This window comes from Pedobacter sp. 22163, assembly GCF_052045595.1.
Taxonomy (GTDB): Bacteria; Bacteroidota; Bacteroidia; order Sphingobacteriales; family Sphingobacteriaceae; genus Pedobacter.
In genome coordinates this window covers 199152-213680 of sequence record NZ_JBQEPM010000001.1, presented here as the reverse complement: position 1 = coordinate 213680, position 14529 = coordinate 199152, and the positions used below count along the sequence as shown (strand labels likewise).

The window sequence follows — 14529 nt, the reverse complement described above, 5'->3', positions numbered from 1 at the left end:
AGTCATCGAAAATAAACCCGAAATTAATTTAAACTGCAATTCTCTAAATTACCGTCCCAATTTTCTTTTTCATTGGTTAAAATTTCCAGAGAATCTATTTTACTGTTTGTTACATCCAAGCAATAAGTCAATTCATTTTTCAGGTTAGGATCTCTTAATTTTGCTTCAGCACTGAGTAAACCGTTTTCAAATTCTTCTTCTTGTTGAAATTCCTTTACATACCCAAAGTTGATGTATAAAGCTGTATCTGTTGATCTGGTACTTTCGACTCTTATGAAGTCTAAATGCTTGGACAAGTAATTGAATTTTTCTAAATGAGACTTTATTATCGTTTTTATTAGCAGACGCTCAAATTCTTTTAATTCGGTCATTTAGATCCAGTTAATTCCTTTTTTTAGTAGCTGTTGAGTGTTGTATTCGTCAGAATTAATTTCTGGCTGAACATTATAGCCCCAGTTAGCCTGAGGTGGTAAGCTCATTAAAATAGATTCTATCCGGCCGTTGGTTTCTAAGCCAAATTTTGTTCCAGAGTCGTAAACCAAATTAAATTCTACATAACGACTACGGCGCTGATATTGCCATTGTTTCTGGGCTTCTGTAAAGTCTTTATCGCGGTTCCTATCAATTAGTTCGGTGTAAATCGGTAAGAATGTTTCGCCAACATTAATAGAAAAATCTAAAATTTGCTCCCATGTTAAATTGGTGTTTTCAGGTTTCAACCGATCGTAAAAAATACCGCCAATACCACGAGTTTCTTCACGGTGTTTAATAAAGAAATAATCATCGGCGTGTGTTTTAAATTTTGGATAAAATTCAGCGCTGAAGTCGTCGCAAGCCTGTTTTAATTTATGGTGAAAAAAACGGGCATCGTTTTCGAATACATAATGTGGTGTTAAATCGATGCCACCTCCAAACCAGCGTGTTTCTTCATTGAGCTCGAAATAACGGATATTCATGTGGATAATTGGAACCAAGGGATGATTTGGGTGAATCACAATGGAAACTCCGGTAGCAAAAAAATCATCTTCACTTACATTAAAGGCTTTTTTTACGGCTTCGGGCAATTTACCATGTACTGCAGAGAAATTTACACCACCTTTTTCGATAATTGCACCATTTTGCATAATCCGGGTGCGTCCGCCTCCCCCACCGTTTCTTTCCCAAAGTTCCTCTTCAAATTTACCTTTGCCATCGGCAATTTCCAATCCCCTGCAAATTTCATCCTGAATTTGCTTATACCGTTCTGCTACTTCTTCTTTAAACATGATGGCTCTTTCTATTTCCATACAAATTTAAAGCTATTAAAGCAGCTATATTGATTTATGTTTAGATAGTACATTTTATTGACATTGTATTTAGTCAGAAGCCGAGAGATTATTACTCTTCTAAATAATCTAAATCTTTGTTGAAACTTTCTTTTAATTGGCTCAAACCAAACATCGCAATCAGGGTTAAGATTCCCATCACTAAATATCCGGCAGTAATTAATCCGTATTTATGGGTTAAAAATTCGAATAAGAATGTAATAGGGATTAATGCACCTCTTACAAAATTAGGTGCAGTTGTAGTTACAGTTGCCCTTATGTTTGTGCCGAATTGTTCTGATGCAATGGTAACAAATGTGGCCCAATAACCTACAGAGAAGCCCATAAACAAGCAGATCCAGATAAAATTGCTACTTGTTAAGCCGAAACTGGTTAAATAAACAACCACACTCGCAACAGAAAGCAAATGGAAGATAAAGACTGTTTTTTTTCTCGACTTTAATACCTGAGAGAGTAGACCTGTAACCACATCGCCTATTGCAATTCCAAAATAGGTAAACATAATGCCGGTGCCAGCTTTTAGTGGTTCTGTTGCACCTAAAGCTTTGCCAAATTCTGGCGCTAAGGTAACCAGGATTCCCACTACAAACCATAATGGAATACCGATTAAGATACAATAGAGATATTTCGAAAAACGTTTCCGGTTGTTAAACAGCATAAAGATATTTCCTTTCGATACTTCTGTCTGGTTAGCGGCGTGTTTAAACATGCCCGATTCGAAAGTGCCGACACGTAATAAAAGTAGCACCAGACCCATTCCGCCACCTACAAAGTACGAAGTTTGCCAGGTAAATTCGGCCGCTACAGTTGCCGCAACAGCTGCACCTAATAAACCTACAGCACCAACAATCATGGTTCCATAACCGCGTTTTTCTTTATCCATGGTTTCAGCAACCAAAGTAATCCCCGCACCAAGTTCTCCAGCCAAACCTATACCGGCAATAAACCTGATGATGGCGTAACTGTTAACAGATGTAACAAAGCCATTGGCAATATTGGCCAGTGAATATAAAAGGATTGAACCAAAAAGAACTTTGATCCTTCCAAGTTTATCGCCCAGCACGCCCCATAAAATTCCCCCTAGAAGTAATCCAAACATTTGAGAATTGATGATCAGGAAGCCGTCAGATTGCATGTCTGCTTGGGAAACGCCAATTTCAGTTAAACTTTGAACACGAACAACAGAGAATAGAACAAGATCGTAAATGTCTACGAAGTAACCCAGAGCAGCTACAATAACTAAGAAAATTACATTACGGTTGTTTGCTTTTGCTTGAAGATCCATTTAATTATTTGGTTTAAATGCTGAAAGTACGCAATAACACAAATATTTAAAATAGATTTTTAAAATAAAAGCCACTCTAAAACAAGAGTGGCTTTTACATTCCTACATTGGAGGATTTTTTTTCGTGGTATCAGGTGGCATTTTGGTGGTGTCAGGCATTTTTTTTGATGTTGTGTCTGGCATCGTCTTAGTTGTATCCATTACTTTTGTAGAATCCGTCGCAGTACTGTCTGAAGAACCAGCCATATTTTTAGACGAATTGCATGCTGATGTGGCTATCATAAGAGAACCCGCAAAAGCAAGACTTAAGATTATTTTTTTCATAGTTTTTATTGTTATCTATCAACCTAACAACCTTGTAATCATTTGGTTTTAATTTTTTTTATTTCATATCGTTTATTTTTTATCGATCGTTCTGATTATTAGTGTATTGCGAAATGAAATAAACGCATTATTTATGATGGATCTTTAACTTATTCAGCAATTGTGGTGATATATTTTCAGCATATTCACTGTAACCATCTACCAATACTCCCTTTAATTTCCTGCATTTGATGAAATGGCTTAAACAACCGAGCACGACTATGCAAATCTGTTAAAGCGTCGGTAATGGTATCATAAACATGCATAATTCTAAATTACCGAAATATTACTAAAACAAGATCTTCAAAACTTTAAAAGGTGATAAAACTTTCTGATATTAGTGAATATGATTATTTCTCAAAACACCCTGAAATGGGTAATGCGTTTTTACCCACCCCTATTTTTTCAACGCATTTGGGTTCAGAAATTTGAAAATGAATTTAGAAGTTGTACGGTTAAGCTGAGCAAGAGCTTTTTGAATAAAAATTATAACGGTTCTATTTTTGGTGGTACAATTTATGCAGCTACAGATCCGTTTTATGCCTTGTTGTTCGATCAGTTGATGCAGCGCCGGGGCTTTAAAGTTCGTGTTTGGTTAAAGAGTGCCTCTATACAATATTTAAAACCTGGTCGTTCTACATTATACTTTACCATAACCGTAACTGATGAGATGTTGAACGAAGCAGAACACGCACTAAAAACCATTGGAAAGTTTGTAAAAGCCTACCCGATGGAAATTACCAATAAGGATGGTGAGCTGTGTGCTACTGTAATGAATGAAGTATATATCCGAAACCTGCATCAGGGTGAAACCGCTAGAGTTGCTTACTAATTTTTTAGATTATGCCGAGTATTAAGAGTTTAATTTTGCAGGGCGAAGGCGTTATGCTCGATTTTAAGAAAACCATTACCAGTACCGAGAAAATTGCCAAGAGCCTGGTTGCTTTTGCCAATAACAAAGGTGGTAAACTATTGATTGGTGTAGCTGATGATGGATCTATCAAGGGGGTAAAATCTGAAGAAGAAGAGAAATATATGATCCTAACTTCTGCGCATCAGTTCTGCAAACCTGCAATTGAGCCTCACTTCGAAGAAATTTATGTTGATGATAAATTGGTATTGGTAGTTGACATTCCTGAAAGCGACACTAAGCCACATTATGCACTCGATGATCAAAAAAAATGGTGGGCTTATATCCGTATAGACGATAAAAGTGTTCTCGCCAGTCGCATTATTCTTGAAGTACTCAAACAAGAGTATAAAAATAATGGTGTGTTGATCTCTTACTCTGAAAACGAGAAAAAACTGCTCGAATACCTGGAAGAGAATGAAAAGATTACGCTGAAAGAGTTTAGTAAACTGTTGCGCAGTTCTTACCGTAAGGCACAAAAAGTCCTGGTTAATTTAATTCTGACCAACGTCATCAAATCGCATACTTCAGAAAAAGAAGAATATTTTACGGTGGTGAGATAAGGTGCTTTTTCTCGATGGTTGTCATCCTGAACTTGTTCCAGAATCTATTTTTAATTATATAAAAACTAACAAGAAAGATGCTGACCACGTAGTAGCTACAAGGCGATTGAAAACACTAAATCTACTTGTAAAATAAATTCAGCATGACGATCGCCTTTTTAAAACCGAACATTAACTTTTCTACACACCTACTTTTTAAGGTTTAAAAACGCGACCTTTGCAACCCTATGTTTTCTAAAATTTACACCAAATATAAGCCCTATTACAAAGAAAATCTTCATCTGGCACTGCCAATTGTAGGTTCTCAGGTTGGTCATACTTTGGTACACATGGCCGATAGTATTATTGTAGGCCATTTTACAGATACCATTCAATTGGCTGCTGTTTCGTTAGTGAACAGTATATTTATGCTTATCCTGGTAATTGGGCTGGGTATTTCCTATGGTTTAACGCCACTTATTGCACAGGAAAACGGTCGTCAGAATTATGATGAATGCGGAAAGCTCTTATCAAATAGTTTAATTATTAATATCTGTGTCGGTATATTTTTATATGTACTGGTCCAATTGGGTATCTTTTTTTTGATCGACCACCTCGAGCAAACACCCGAAGTAGTACGTTATGCAAAACCTTATTTAGATCTTTTATCTGTTTCAATTATACCTTTATTGATTTTTCAGACTTTTAAGCAGTTTGCTGAAGGTTTAGGATTTACCAAACAGGCCATGTTTGTTTCTATATGGGGAAATGCCATCAACATCATTTTAGGAATCATTTTCGTGAAAGGAATGTTCGGTATTAAATCGATGGGTGTTAGTGGTGTGGGGTTAAGTACTTTAATTGACAGAATTTTAATGGCTACCGTAATGTGTTTTTATGTATTGCGTTCTCAGCATTTCAAAAAATACCTGATCAGTTTTAAAGCCACGTTTTTTGATAAAATAAGAGCGATTAAGATTGCTAAAATTGGGATGCCAGTTGCCATGCAATATTCATTCGAAATCAGTGCTTTTAGCGGCGCTGCTGTTCTTATCGGTACAATTGGAGCGGTAGAGCAGGCTGCGCATCAGATCGCGATTAGTTTGGCCGCCATGACCTATATGATTGCCAGTGGTGTAGCTTCTGCAGCCACCATTAAGACAGGAAATAACTTCGGTAAGAAAAATTTCGACGATTTACGTAAATCTGCCATAGCCAGTTACCATGTTATTTTGTTATTTATGTCTGTTACCGCAGTGATTTTCGTTTTGGCTAATAATATGATGCCCTTCATTTATACGGAAGATGCCGCTGTTATTCCCATTGCTGCCCAATTATTGATTATTGCTGGCTTTTTTCAGCTATTTGATGGCACACAGGTGGTTGGCTTAGGTGTTTTACGTGGTGTTGGTGATGTTAATATACCCACATTTATTACCTTTTTAGCCTATTGGGTAGTTGGTATTCCAATTGGTTATGTATTAGGTTTTCATTTCAACTTAGGTGTTAATGGCATTTGGTATGGATTAACCCTGGGTTTATTAACGGCTTCTATCCTATTGTTTATGCGTTTTCAGAATAAAACTAGGTCGCTGAAGGTAGGTCTTTAATTTGATTAATGACAAAGGGATTTTAAGAAATGATAATGTTCGAAGGATCGTCATTCCTAACTTGATTGGGAATCGTAATGCCATAAGCTTTAAGATTCCCGCCTGCGCGGGAAAGACGATCGTTCTTTGTAATCCGTAAGTTGCAGTCTGTCAAAGAGCCTTTACTAATCTTTTCTTTGCAACATTCAGAATGACGTATTCTTTATTTACCCCCAACATTAACCACAACACCAATGGTGAAGATAGAATTACCCGCAGACATGTATTTTCGGTTTTTTAAGCCAATATTACTGCTAGTGGTATATTGTAGCTGAAAAGTTTTGCTGAGCGCCATACGCGTAAAGAAAACCGGTTCAAAGAAGATGTTGTCTTCTTTTGGTTGAACAACGCCGTTTAAAAAGAACCTATCCATTTTAATATGGCTAATCCTTAATGCTGTACCATAGTTAATCGGGAAATCTGTTCCAAATAACCGCAGGTTGTTTTTCTTTTTCGAACTGTAATTAACCTGTAAAAATGTTTTCCTGTAATCTACTTCCTGCAATTCGCTGCTGATGAGGATGTCGTTTTTATAATCGCGGAAGGTAATATCACTCCAGCCCTTCCCTACGCCTGCATAAATTTCAATAATCCGGTTGTTATCCGGACCAAAAGTATCAAAGTATCCTCCTCCAATTTCAATAAGTTTATGCCCGAAATCTTTGCTTTTTCTTTCACTATTCATTCTCGAACCACTAAAAAGCACACCAATATGATCAGAAACGGCATAAGCACCATTAACACTGGCATTGCCTTTTAATGAGATGTGCGCGCCGCCACTAAATTCGCCCTGTTTACTTAACATGGGGGTATTTGGTACGTTTGGCATATAAACGGAAGAACAACTGGCTGCGAAAAGCGCTAAAACTGGAAGTGTAAAACGTAAGTATTTAATCATAGATGCTATATAAACAGATTTTGATGGCAAAAATTGTGCTAAGGTTCCATTTTCATAAAATCCATCACTCTTTTAAACTCATTATGTAAACCGGCTTTTAAATGGATTTTTTCTTTTGTAATGGGATGAGTAAATGCTAACTCAGAAGCATGGAGCAACATGGTGGTCATATCCCATTGCGCTTTAAAGAATTTGTTTTGTTTGTTGCAGCCATGTGTTCTATCGCCAATAATTGGATGTAGGATATGGCTAAAGTGTCTTCTCAGCTGATGCATTCTTCCTGTTTTAGGTGTGGCTTCTACCAATGAATACCGTGAGGTTGGATGTTTACCGAAAGCTACGGCTACCTCTGCCCTTTGCAGTGTTCTAAACGAAGTGAAAGCATCCTGCATCGTTCCGTTCTCTTTGGCTAATGGATAATCAATGTCCATTGTATCAGGTGTAAAACCACGCAAGATAGCCAGGTATTTTTTATCGGTTTCTGCATTCATAAATTGTTGATGCATAGCGATTTCAGATACTTTGTCGAAAGAAAATAATAAGATTCCGCTTGTCTTCCTGTCTAGCCTATGTACCGGACTAACATGTTTGCCTACCTGATCTCTGAGTAACTGAAGTGCGAACTCCGTGGCATCTCTTGCAATGGAAGATTGATGAACCAATAATCCATGGGGTTTGTTAATTGCAATTAGATTTTCGTCCTGATAAATAATCTCCAACATATGGCCGCGAAGATAAGGATATTATGGTTTTGTGGATGCGCTTATCCAAATAAATCAAAGGCCATGCGGTAGGTGTTGCAGTGTGCCTCTACAATATCTCTGATATCGATGGAGTAACCGCCACCCATACTCACCTGTACTGCGAGATTTTTATCTTTACAGGCCTGTAGCACTATTCTGTCGCGTTCTTTACATGCAACTTTGCTTAATGCCAGTTTGCCAAGCTTATCGGTAGCAAGCACATCAACCCCCGATAAATAAAATACAAAATCAGGTTTGGCCCTTTCGAATGCCTTTTTTAAATTGACATTTAAAGCTGACAGATATTCCTCATCCTGCACACCATCAGCTAAAGGAACATCCAGGCTTGAAATTTCTTTTCTGAAAGGGAAATTTTTATCGCCATGCATCGAAAAAGTGAATACCCTCTGCTCATTTCGAAAGATTTCTGCTGTACCATTTCCCTGATGTACATCTAAATCGATAATTAAGATCCGATTAGCTAATTTTTTATTTAACAGATAATTAGCAGCAACAGCCTGATCGTTTAATAAACAAAATCCTTCGCCCCAATTGCTGCCTGCATGATGGGTGCCACCTGCAACATTAAAGGCAATTCCGTTACTCATTGCGGAATGGGCCGCATCGATTGTGCCTTGGGTAATTCGCAGTTCGCGCGCTAATAGCTGCGCGTTTAAGGGGAAACCTATCCTTCTTTGGTCTTTCGCTGAAAGTGTTAAATCTCTAAGCTGTTCCCAATATGTTTTTTCGTGAGTCAGGAGTATAATATCTTCCGAAACGGGTTCTGGACTAAATAAATTCTGTTGTGCTATAGTCCCTTCATGCAAAAGTTGTTCGGGTATCAACTCATATTTCAGCATCGGAAAACGGTGCCCTTCGGGTAAAGGGTGTGCATAGAGTGGATGCCAGGCAATCTTAATCATTAGCCTAAAATTTCCTCCACGTGTTTTTCGATGTTCGTGCAGATCTGATCCACAGGAAGGTCGTTCGCATCTTCTCCAAATGGGTTTTCTATTTCTTCAGCTATCAACTCCAAACTCGCTAATACATAGAGAATAAAGGGAACAATTGGCACCACAAAATAACCTAAACTGAATACCCACCCAAAAGGTAAAGTAATTACGTAAATAAAGATAAACTTCTTGATAAAAGCACTGTAAGAATATGGGATCGGTGTGTTTTTAATGCGTTCGCAAGCACCACAGATATCGGTAAATTGATTAAAATCGCTAGAAAGTACGATAAATTGTTCCTGCGAAATAGCGCCTTTTTCGAGTAGTTCGTATAACCTGTTAATTAAGCTTCCTGCAATCTGGTTTGGTATGTGTTTACCTTCTTCAACCTCTATTAAAAGACTATTTTTGCCAAAATACATTCTTTCGCGCAAATGTTCTTTTAAGGCAAAAGCATATTTGGGAATGCCGTATTCGAAAAAACGGACATCTTCTTCTGTTAATTTAAGTGCTTTTATTTTCAAGGCAAGGTTGCGGCTCACGTTGGTTAAAGATCCCAACAACTTCCTTCCTTCCCACCACCTGTCGTACGCTGTATTTGTTCTGAAAACCAATAACATGGATAATACAAAGCCCAATAAACTGTGCATCATACCGATATTGGTCACATAGCTGCTTTTAGAAAGTTGAAAAAAATTGAGTTCTGCAAATGCCACCAAACCCGAAAAAATAGCTACCGCAAGCATTAACGGCCATAGTTTTCTAAAGGTATCACTTTTGTGGATATGAAAAATGAAGGTACTCCAATCTTTAGGGTTGTAATTGATCATCTTCTTGCTTTTTATTTAATAAGCCTTTGTTCTTTTTTATCGTAAAACGGCTTTACTTACTTTTAAAAGTGCTTGTCCAGCCAAATAAACATCTTCGAAAGTGTTATAAAGTGGGACTGCACTTAAGCGGATCACATCAGGTTCGCGCCAATCGCCAAGTACGTAGTTAGCCATTAATCCATCAAAAATCTGTTTACCATTATGTTGCGCGATAATGGACAATTGCGCTCCCCTGTCTTTAACCGGCTTAGGTGTGATGATTTTATATTGCTCCACACCCAGCGCTTTATTTACTTCATTAATAATAAATTCAAGATATGCAGTTAAAGTAATACTTTTATTTCTTAATGGTTCAATGAAGCCAGCATGTTCGAAAATCTGAAGCGAAGCATGGTATAAAGCCATTGGCATTACCTGTGTACAGCTTACCTGCCAGCCGTCTGCCCCAGCTTCTGGAATAAAGCCTTTTTCCATTTTAAAACGTTTACTTTCTTGATAACCCCACCATCCTGCAAAGCGGTTCAATTCGGTATTGCTGAAGTGTTTTTCGTGAACAAAAATTCCGCTTATTCCCCCCGGACCTGAATTTTGATATTTGTATGAGCACCAGCAGGCAAAATCAACATCCCAATCGTGAAGCTTTACAGGAACGTTACCTGCGGCATGCGCCAGATCCCAGCCTACAATTGCCCCGACTTCATGCCCTGCCTTTGTAATGGTTTCCATATCGTACCATTGTCCCGTGTAATAATTTATCCCACCAAATAAAACCAAAGCGATTTCATCTGCATTTTCTTTGATTTTAGCTGTGATATCTTCGGTACGGAGTATTTCCTCGCCTTCTTTAGGAAAAACCTCTATAATCGCTTCTTTTGGGTCGAAACCGTGAAACCTTACCTGGCTTTCTATTGCGTACTGATCGGATGGGAATGCACCGCCTTCCATAATGATTTTAAAGCGTTTACCTTTGGGCTGATAGAAGCTAACCATTAACAAATGAAGGTTTACGGTTAAGGTATTCATCGGACATACCTCAGACGGTAATGCGCCAACAATCGGAGCCATTAACTTTTTAAGTGCCTTATGGTAGAACATCCAGGGTTCGTTTCCGTCGAACCAGCCCTCTACTGCATAGTTGGCCCAGTTGTTAAGCTGGCCTTTTAAAACTTCACTGGCAACTTTAGGTTGTAGTCCTAACGAATTGCCGCACAGGTAAATAAAATCTTTTCCGTTCTGGCTAGGGAATAAGAACTGAGACCTGAAATCACGTAGTTGGTCGGTTTCGTCTTGTGTTTGTGCAAATAATAAGTTGTTTTCAAAATTCATTGCCCCAATATTACAAAAAAAGCAGGTATTGTTTCCAAACCTGCTTTTCAATTTGTGTAATGAAATTAAAATTTTATGGAATCGTGTTTACCTAAATCTGGTGTGCTGCCGGTTACCGCGGCTTTTAACATACTGAATAACACCACTATTTTGGATGCTGAGGCATCCCAGTATTCTGCTTCTTCTGGTGTTACTTTTATTAAAATTAACCTGGGGTCTTCAATCCCATCTGGAAACCAGGCTTTGATAAATGGAGAGAAATAAGCTTCTTTACGTACTTTATCATCCACCAGTTCAGCGCTACCCTTTACAGTTAGGTAGGTGTTCTTAGATGGATCGCTATAAGCAAGCAATACATTGTTTTCTTTTGAAATTTCTTTCGATTTTAGTGAATACTCGTTGGTGTAAAACCATAAGCTGCCATCTTCTTCAATTTTTGCAGTAGCCATCGGTCTGCTTCCGAATTCATCTCCAGTAGAAAATGTCGTAAACATACAGGTGCGTACGCTTTCAGCCATTTCTTTTAATATTGCTATGTTTTTCTCGTTTTTCATAATTTTCGATATATGAAAGAAAAACAGGTCGTACGTTAAAAGGTTTTTTTAAATTAAACCTTATTTGGTTTGCTGACGTATTTGTTACCTTTTAAAAAGAACCGCCACGGTAATAAAGCATGTTCTTTTGCGTATGCAATACCTACGCGGGGCGCAGCGGCTATTTCTTCATCCTGATAACGGATAGCATGGTCTTCGATCCAGATTTCATCTCCGGTTAGATTTTTGGCATTAAAAGTTTTATCTATTCCAAGTGCTTTTGCAGCAGAGCCTGGGCCGGCAGAAATAGCACCCTTCGTATGCGGCATATTTCTACGTTGCTCAATAATGTCGATGCCAACCAAAGGTTCTATGCCTCTAATTAAAACAGCATGTGGGTCGTTTTCTTTCGAGCTTACGATATTGAAGAGGTTGTGCATACCATAACAAAGGTATACATAGGCAATGCCTCCATTACTATACATCGTTTCTGTTCGGTTGGTTCTGCGGCCGCCGTAAGCATGCGAAGCTTTATCTTTTATGCCAAAATAAGCTTCGGTTTCGACGATGATGCCTGCGGTGATTTCATTATCAATTCTGGTATAGAGTATTTTGCCTAGCAGATCTTTAGCTAGACTAACCACGTCTTCATTTAAATAATATTCTTCTGTTAGTTTCAATTTCTTATCTTAACTATCTGTTTAGTAAAATTGATATAACTTGCTCTAAATAAATTTTATCTGTTTCATCAAATTTATTTAATACTTCGCTATCTACATCTAGGACACCTATTACTTCACCATTAACAATCAACGGTAAAACAATTTCTGATCTAGAAGCAGATGCGCAGGCAATGTGACCAGGGAATTCTTCAACGTCAGGAACGATAATGGTTTCTGCCTGTTGCCATGAGGCGCCACATACTCCTTTCCCTTTTTTAATCCGCGTACAGGCTACCGGTCCTTGAAATGGGCCTAATACCAATTCATCTTGTTTCACCAGGTAAAAGCCTACCCAAAACCAATTAAACTGCTCTTTAAGTGCTGCAGCAACATTTGCGAGGTTTGCAATAAAATCGGTTTCGCCGTAAAGTAAAGCGTCTATCTGGGGGATGATCGATTGATATTGCTCTTCCTTTGAGGTATTTCTGGTGATGGTTAAGTCTTCTGCCATTTTTTATTTCTATGATCAAAGTTAGTTATGATTTGTGAGATGTAAGATAATAGTGAATTTTAATGACGAAAATTTGAATGATAACCTATTCAATCATTAGTTTTGGCTTCATTAATCGTAAGTTTATGATCGTAGCCTTAACCATTACCAAATTCCGTGGCCTTACCGTTCCTTTCGCTTTTATGGGGATGGCTGTTTTACGGTTGCCATTGTGGTTGAATAAGAGGTGCGGGTTCTGGAAGTTAATGGGAAGTGGAAAAGATGCTCAGGTAGATTTAGCTCCTGACTATAAGCATTGGGCTGTGCTTACTACCTGGGATAACCGGAGTGATTGTGATGATTTTTATCGTCGTTCTTTTGTGCTTAAATGGTTTGGTTTCTTTGGGATTGAAAGTTTTACTATCTTATTAAACCCTTTATCTAGTCATGGCTTATGGTCATCTGTTGAGCCATTTAAGGTTGATAAAATCAATAATACCCATTCTGGTAAGATTGCTGTAATTACAAGGGCAGCGATTAAGTTTAATAAGTTGAAAGAGTTTAGACAGAATATTAAAAGAGCAGCTGATGCCATGCGAACTGCCCCAGGATTTATCTTGTCGGCAGGTATTGGCGAAAATCCATTTTTCGATCAGGCTACCTTTTCGATCTGGGCCGATGCGGATAGTATGAAAAACTATGCTTATAGATCTTTTGATCATTCAGATGTGATTAAGCTTACCAGGGAGCGTGAATGGTACAGGGAAGAGTTGTTTGCCCGTTTCTCGATTGTAGATAGCTGGGGCGCGCTTAATGGTGTATCTGTTGAATTGTAAATAAAAATTTAAAATAAATGAGAATAGTAGCAGAACTTCCACATCCGGAATGTAAGATCACCATTTTTTCGATGAATCAAAAATACATTGTAAAATTTGAGCAGGGTACCTTTGAGCAAAGTTATAAACTTGCTGAACTTGATCTGAGTGGAGGTGGTGTTAATGATGTGTTTGAAATTATTGATGAAGAATTTATTCAAACCGTTGTGGCCCGATTTAAGCTAATGCGTTCTGATTTTACAACGGCCTATAACAGGCATCAATACTAGTTGTTTTTTGGTGTAACTAATTGATTTTTAGTGCATTATTTGTTTGTTTAAAATAATATTTTGAATATTTGATTGTTTTTAGAAAGAAAAGCACCTCCAGTGAATAGTGTTTGTTTAAATTAATCTATATAACTAATTGGTATATTGATTTTTATGTATAATAGCAAAATATAATTTTATATGCTTATTTTGCCAAATAAATGGGAGGTTTGGACTTTCTTCATCCTATAATGAACAAATATCTATTGTTTTGTAACCCTGAAGTAAATTCATGGTGACAAACCTCTTCCAGGTTACTTAACTTAAAATAGATTTCTCGGCTGCGCTCGAAATGACGGATCTTGGGATTGATCCCTTCGTAGATGAATCTTTAATAAAAAATGCGCATCAATGAAAATATGAATTCATCTGTGCGCACCTATGGTTAAGGGTGGAAAGATCCTGAAACAAGTTCAGAATGACGCGTCGCAGAATGTTCCGTATGCTCGGCGTTTCTGTGGCTAAAACTTATTAAGAAATTATGGTATCGTGCACCACTACTCTATACCAGTTTTTAGAGAATTTTTCTACAGCATCTAAATGTACTTTATCTTCCTGGTAAGCATTATGGTCTGCAATGTTGGCAAAGGTAATGGTTAACGAATAGGTAAAAGAGTTATCAGTAACAGGGCGTACAGGTGTACCAGCTGCTAAACCATAAGTTAACGTTTTAATGTATTTTATAGGTTTTAAACTTTCGAAGAAGTTAGCGAAATCTGTGATCTCGGTTTTAGTCAGTTGAGGTTTTAACCAGAACATTACGAAGTGTTGGATCTGTCCTTTATCTGCGGTTTGGATTTCTATCATGGTTCTTTTTTTTGTTAAATATATCGATCATTTTATATTAAGCACAAAAAATACAATCGAATTTTATAC

18 protein-coding genes are annotated in these 14529 nt (G+C 37.7%); 5 read left to right on the top strand and 13 right to left on the bottom strand.

What is annotated here, in order from left to right; translation table 11 throughout:
* Positions 1-23: 23 nt before the first annotated feature.
* The 4 genes from ACTJKN_RS00925 to ACTJKN_RS00910 form a co-directional block, all read right to left on the bottom strand.
* Positions 24-371 carry a hypothetical protein gene (locus ACTJKN_RS00925; RefSeq protein WP_440821852.1) on the bottom strand — a complete coding sequence of 116 codons (348 nt, stop codon included), beginning with the start codon at positions 369-371 and terminating at the stop codon, positions 24-26.
* Entirely contained in the window at positions 372-1286 is a 915-nt protein-coding gene (gene hemF / locus ACTJKN_RS00920; RefSeq protein ID WP_440821850.1) for an oxygen-dependent coproporphyrinogen oxidase, read from the bottom strand.
* A 91-nt stretch (positions 1287-1377) separates the two neighbouring features.
* The gene (locus tag ACTJKN_RS00915) at positions 1378-2610 is read right to left on the bottom strand and encodes an MFS transporter (protein ID WP_440821848.1); all 1233 of its coding nucleotides are present in this window, start codon (positions 2608-2610) and stop codon (positions 1378-1380) included.
* Positions 2611-2712: 102 nt separating this feature from the next.
* Positions 2713-2934, bottom strand: a complete 222-nt coding sequence (locus tag ACTJKN_RS00910; protein WP_440821846.1) for a coproporphyrinogen III oxidase — start codon at positions 2932-2934, stop codon at positions 2713-2715.
* Between the two features lie 385 nt (positions 2935-3319).
* On the opposite strand from ACTJKN_RS00910, the gene ACTJKN_RS00905 reads away from it, so the two are divergent.
* The 3 genes from ACTJKN_RS00905 to ACTJKN_RS00895 all read left to right on the top strand — a co-directional run bounded on the left by ACTJKN_RS00905 (position 3320) and on the right by ACTJKN_RS00895 (position 6035).
* Positions 3320-3805, top strand: coding sequence for a DUF4442 domain-containing protein (locus ACTJKN_RS00905; protein WP_440822991.1), 486 nt, complete (start codon positions 3320-3322; stop codon positions 3803-3805).
* 11 nt (positions 3806-3816) lie between these two features.
* Entirely contained in the window at positions 3817-4446 is a 630-nt protein-coding gene (locus tag ACTJKN_RS00900) for an AlbA family DNA-binding domain-containing protein (protein WP_440821844.1), read from the top strand.
* 227 nt (positions 4447-4673) lie between these two features.
* Positions 4674-6035, top strand: a complete 1362-nt coding sequence (locus ACTJKN_RS00895) for an MATE family efflux transporter (RefSeq protein WP_440821842.1) — start codon at positions 4674-4676, stop codon at positions 6033-6035.
* Positions 6036-6237: 202 nt separating this feature from the next.
* Here the strand turns inward: ACTJKN_RS00895 and ACTJKN_RS00890 are convergent, their stop codons facing one another.
* The 8 genes from ACTJKN_RS00890 to ACTJKN_RS00855 all read right to left on the bottom strand — a co-directional run bounded on the left by ACTJKN_RS00890 (position 6238) and on the right by ACTJKN_RS00855 (position 12530).
* The gene (locus ACTJKN_RS00890; protein ID WP_307529021.1) at positions 6238-6972 is read right to left on the bottom strand and encodes a hypothetical protein; all 735 of its coding nucleotides are present in this window, start codon (positions 6970-6972) and stop codon (positions 6238-6240) included.
* A 38-nt stretch (positions 6973-7010) separates the two neighbouring features.
* Positions 7011-7694, bottom strand: a complete 684-nt coding sequence (locus ACTJKN_RS00885; protein ID WP_440821840.1) for a pseudouridine synthase — start codon at positions 7692-7694, stop codon at positions 7011-7013.
* Positions 7695-7735: 41 nt separating this feature from the next.
* Positions 7736-8638 carry a histone deacetylase family protein gene (locus tag ACTJKN_RS00880; protein WP_440821838.1) on the bottom strand — a complete coding sequence of 301 codons (903 nt, stop codon included), beginning with the start codon at positions 8636-8638 and terminating at the stop codon, positions 7736-7738.
* A complete protein-coding gene (locus ACTJKN_RS00875; RefSeq protein WP_440821836.1) occupies positions 8638-9498 on the bottom strand; it encodes a bestrophin family protein in 861 nt (286 codons plus the stop codon). The genes ACTJKN_RS00880 and ACTJKN_RS00875 overlap by 1 nt, the downstream gene beginning before the upstream one ends.
* Before the next feature lie 36 nt (positions 9499-9534).
* Positions 9535-10824, bottom strand: coding sequence for a kynureninase (kynU, locus tag ACTJKN_RS00870; RefSeq protein ID WP_440821835.1), 1290 nt, complete (start codon positions 10822-10824; stop codon positions 9535-9537).
* A gap of 65 nt (positions 10825-10889) precedes the next feature.
* Complete coding sequence (locus tag ACTJKN_RS00865; protein WP_440821833.1) at positions 10890-11378, bottom strand: pyridoxamine 5'-phosphate oxidase family protein; 489 nt, start codon at positions 11376-11378, stop codon at positions 10890-10892.
* A 53-nt stretch (positions 11379-11431) separates the two neighbouring features.
* Positions 11432-12037, bottom strand: coding sequence for a DNA-3-methyladenine glycosylase (locus ACTJKN_RS00860; protein ID WP_440821831.1), 606 nt, complete (start codon positions 12035-12037; stop codon positions 11432-11434).
* A gap of 13 nt (positions 12038-12050) precedes the next feature.
* Positions 12051-12530, bottom strand: a complete 480-nt coding sequence (locus tag ACTJKN_RS00855) for a GAF domain-containing protein (RefSeq protein ID WP_440821829.1) — start codon at positions 12528-12530, stop codon at positions 12051-12053.
* 125 nt (positions 12531-12655) lie between these two features.
* Here ACTJKN_RS00855 and ACTJKN_RS00850 point away from each other — a divergent pair, with 125 nt between their 5' ends.
* Both ACTJKN_RS00850 and ACTJKN_RS00845 read left to right on the top strand, forming a co-directional pair.
* A complete protein-coding gene (locus ACTJKN_RS00850) occupies positions 12656-13345 on the top strand; it encodes a DUF3291 domain-containing protein (RefSeq protein WP_440821827.1) in 690 nt (229 codons plus the stop codon).
* A 17-nt stretch (positions 13346-13362) separates the two neighbouring features.
* Entirely contained in the window at positions 13363-13614 is a 252-nt protein-coding gene (locus ACTJKN_RS00845) for a hypothetical protein (RefSeq protein ID WP_440821825.1), read from the top strand.
* A gap of 510 nt (positions 13615-14124) precedes the next feature.
* Here ACTJKN_RS00845 and ACTJKN_RS00840 read toward each other — a convergent pair.
* Positions 14125-14460, bottom strand: coding sequence for a Dabb family protein (locus ACTJKN_RS00840; protein ID WP_440821823.1), 336 nt, complete (start codon positions 14458-14460; stop codon positions 14125-14127).
* Positions 14461-14529: the final 69 nt, after the last annotated feature.

Excerpts from the sequence above, each read along its gene's own strand:
- ACTJKN_RS00925 (WP_440821852.1), bottom strand. The coding sequence starts at position 371 with ATGACCGAATTAAAAGAATTTGAGCGTCTGCTAATAAAAACGATAATA.
- hemF (WP_440821850.1), bottom strand. The coding sequence starts at position 1,286 with ATGGAAATAGAAAGAGCCATCATGTTTAAAGAAGAAGTAGCAGAACGG.
- ACTJKN_RS00915 (WP_440821848.1), bottom strand. The coding sequence starts at position 2,610 with ATGGATCTTCAAGCAAAAGCAAACAACCGTAATGTAATTTTCTTAGTT.
- ACTJKN_RS00910 (WP_440821846.1), bottom strand. The coding sequence starts at position 2,934 with ATGAAAAAAATAATCTTAAGTCTTGCTTTTGCGGGTTCTCTTATGATA.
- ACTJKN_RS00905 (WP_440822991.1), top strand. The coding sequence starts at position 3,320 with ATGATTATTTCTCAAAACACCCTGAAATGGGTAATGCGTTTTTACCCA.
- ACTJKN_RS00900 (WP_440821844.1), top strand. The coding sequence starts at position 3,817 with ATGCCGAGTATTAAGAGTTTAATTTTGCAGGGCGAAGGCGTTATGCTC.
- ACTJKN_RS00895 (WP_440821842.1), top strand. The coding sequence starts at position 4,674 with ATGTTTTCTAAAATTTACACCAAATATAAGCCCTATTACAAAGAAAAT.
- ACTJKN_RS00890 (WP_307529021.1), bottom strand. The coding sequence starts at position 6,972 with ATGATTAAATACTTACGTTTTACACTTCCAGTTTTAGCGCTTTTCGCA.
- ACTJKN_RS00885 (WP_440821840.1), bottom strand. The coding sequence starts at position 7,694 with ATGTTGGAGATTATTTATCAGGACGAAAATCTAATTGCAATTAACAAA.
- ACTJKN_RS00880 (WP_440821838.1), bottom strand. The coding sequence starts at position 8,638 with ATGATTAAGATTGCCTGGCATCCACTCTATGCACACCCTTTACCCGAA.
- ACTJKN_RS00875 (WP_440821836.1), bottom strand. The coding sequence starts at position 9,498 with ATGATCAATTACAACCCTAAAGATTGGAGTACCTTCATTTTTCATATC.
- kynU (WP_440821835.1), bottom strand. The coding sequence starts at position 10,824 with ATGAATTTTGAAAACAACTTATTATTTGCACAAACACAAGACGAAACC.
- ACTJKN_RS00865 (WP_440821833.1), bottom strand. The coding sequence starts at position 11,378 with ATGAAAAACGAGAAAAACATAGCAATATTAAAAGAAATGGCTGAAAGC.
- ACTJKN_RS00855 (WP_440821829.1), bottom strand. The coding sequence starts at position 12,530 with ATGGCAGAAGACTTAACCATCACCAGAAATACCTCAAAGGAAGAGCAA.
- ACTJKN_RS00850 (WP_440821827.1), top strand. The coding sequence starts at position 12,656 with ATGATCGTAGCCTTAACCATTACCAAATTCCGTGGCCTTACCGTTCCT.
- ACTJKN_RS00845 (WP_440821825.1), top strand. The coding sequence starts at position 13,363 with ATGAGAATAGTAGCAGAACTTCCACATCCGGAATGTAAGATCACCATT.
- ACTJKN_RS00840 (WP_440821823.1), bottom strand. The coding sequence starts at position 14,460 with ATGATAGAAATCCAAACCGCAGATAAAGGACAGATCCAACACTTCGTA.